Annotated in this window: 2 protein-coding genes; one reads left to right on the top strand and one right to left on the bottom strand. The window is 68.2% G+C overall.

Features of this window, described 5'->3' with window-relative positions:
* Positions 1-92: 92 nt before the first annotated feature.
* Positions 93-1,562 (bottom strand): MFS transporter, encoded by a 1,470-nt coding sequence (locus tag ACFWPJ_RS30370; protein WP_378856572.1) that lies wholly within the window; start codon positions 1,560-1,562, stop codon positions 93-95.
* Between the two features lie 91 nt (positions 1,563-1,653).
* On the opposite strand from ACFWPJ_RS30370, the gene ACFWPJ_RS30365 reads away from it, so the two are divergent.
* The coding region (locus ACFWPJ_RS30365) for a TetR/AcrR family transcriptional regulator (RefSeq protein ID WP_378856570.1) at positions 1,654-2,112 on the top strand (459 nt) is incomplete at its 3' end.

The following is a 2,112-nucleotide window of genomic DNA, read 5'->3' as shown; positions in this document are numbered from 1 at the left end:
TGGGGAAAACCGCTGGGGGAGCCGTATACCCGCCGGCCCCCCACTGTCGTTTGGTGCGCTGTCCGACGGCCGCCGCAACCGGCGGTCGTCGCTCAGCGGGTGTCGCGCGCCGAACTCCAGGCCAGCACCGCCATCGCGATCAGCAGCAACGCGCCGCCCGCGGTCGCGACATGCATACCGCTGACGAAGGATTCGCGCGCGGCATCGATCAGACCGGTGTCACCGTTCGCGTGGGTGAGCGTCTCGCCGAAGGTGTCGCCGAAGTCGCCGCCGGAACGGAAGACGAGCGCCGCGACCGAACCCAGCAGCGCCAGTCCGAGCGCATTGCCCAGTTCGAAGCTGGTCTCGGAGATCCCGACCGCCGAGCCCGCCCGTTCGGCGGGCACGGCCGACACCGCCACATCCGACACGAGGGTGAACGAGATGCCGTAGCCGATACCGGCGATCATCGACCCGAGGATGTACCAGACCAGCCCGCCGTCGACGCCGAGGCCGAGCAGCATCAGATTGCCGACCGCCGACATCACCAGGGCGAGCGTGAACGTCGCCCGCACACCGAGCTGACGTCCTACCCGCGCGCCACTCATCGAGAACACGAACACCGCGACCGCCATCGGAATGCCGAGCAGCGCCGCCTGCAACGGATCGCGGCCGGTCACCGACTGCAGGTAGATGCTGGTCAGGTAGCTCAGCGCGGCCAGCGACATCATGCCGACCAGGCTCGCCCCGATCGCCACCCGGAACAGCGGCCGGGTGAACAAGCCGATGTCGAGCAACGGCTCGGCCAGGTGCCGCTGCCTGCGCACGAACGCCACCAGCACGACGACACCGATCGCGGCGATCATCAGTGAGGTGAGGTCGAAGCCCTCGGCGGCGATGTGCTTGATCCCGTAGATCACCGGCAGGATGCCGCCGATCGACAGCGCGACGCTGGGCAGGTCGAGCGGGCCGAGCGCGGCCGACCGGTGCTCGGGCAGCAGCATCGGCCCGAAGATCAGTAGGATCGCCAGCACCGGGATGTTGATCAGGAACACCGAACCCCACCAGAAGTGGTGCAGCAGCAGTCCGCCGATGATCGGCCCGACGGCCGAGCCGCCGGCGAAGAACGCGGTCCAGACGCCGATCGCGGTCGCGCGTTCGCGGGCATCGGGGAACAGGCTCGAGATCAGCGCGAGGCTCGACGGCAGCAGGGTCGCGCCGCCGATGCCCATCAGCACGCGCGCGGCGATGAGGATCGCGGCGGTCGTGGCGAACGCGGCGAGCACGGAGGCGAGGCCGAAGATGGTGGCACCGACGAGCAGGATGTTGCGCCTGCCGATCCGGTCACCGAGGTTGCCCATGGTGATGAGCAGACCCGCCAGCATGAAGCCGTAGATGTCGAGGATCCAGAGCTGCTGGGAGGCATTGGGATCCAGGTCGGTCGTGAGGGTCGGCATGGCGAGGAACAGCACCGAGATGTCCATCGACACCAGCAGCACCGGCAGCAGCAGCACGCCCAATCCGAGCCATGCGCGGCGTCCACCGGCGACTGCGGTGGGCACCGCCGGTTCCAGCTTCGTCATTCCGACATCCTTCCAGGGGTTTGCGTACACCGTACGCGGGGAACGAGTACAGTGTACGCACGCAAGGACAAAATCGAAAGTGAGTCATGGGATGACTGATGCGAAACTCACACGCACCGCGATCGTCGACGCCGCGATCACCCTCGCCGACGCCGACGGATTGGACGCGGTATCGATGCGCCGCATCGCCGAACGGCTCGAGGTCGGCACCATGTCGCTGTACCGGCACGTGGCGAACAAGGACGAGTTGATCGCGGCCATGACCGACGAGATCGGCGCCCGGCATCCCTACCCGGATCCGGCCGGACAGGGCTGGACCTGGCGCGACCGGGTCCGCATCGCCGCGGAGATCGATTGGGAGCTCTACCAGCAGCATCCCTGGGTGCTGCTCACCTTCGCGGTCCCCCGCTACAGCTTCGGGCCGCAGGGCCTGACCAGCCTGGCCTGGCTGGTCGAGGGCCTGCGCGCGCTCGACGTCTCGGCCCGCGAGGCCACCACCATGGCGTTCACGGTCTGGAACTACATCTCCGGCGCGAGCCTGCCGGTGGTC

Origin of the sequence: Nocardia sp. NPDC058497, from assembly GCF_042720195.1 — a bacterium.
In the GTDB taxonomy this organism is placed as follows: domain Bacteria; phylum Actinomycetota; class Actinomycetes; order Mycobacteriales; family Mycobacteriaceae; genus Nocardia.
Note: the sequence above shows the minus strand (reverse complement) of the source record. Positions and strands in the feature narration are given on the sequence as shown.

Coding starts and splice junctions, on each gene's coding strand:
- ACFWPJ_RS30370 (WP_378856572.1), bottom strand. CDS start 1,562: ATGACGAAGCTGGAACCGGCGGTGCCCACCGCAGTCGCCGGTGGACGC.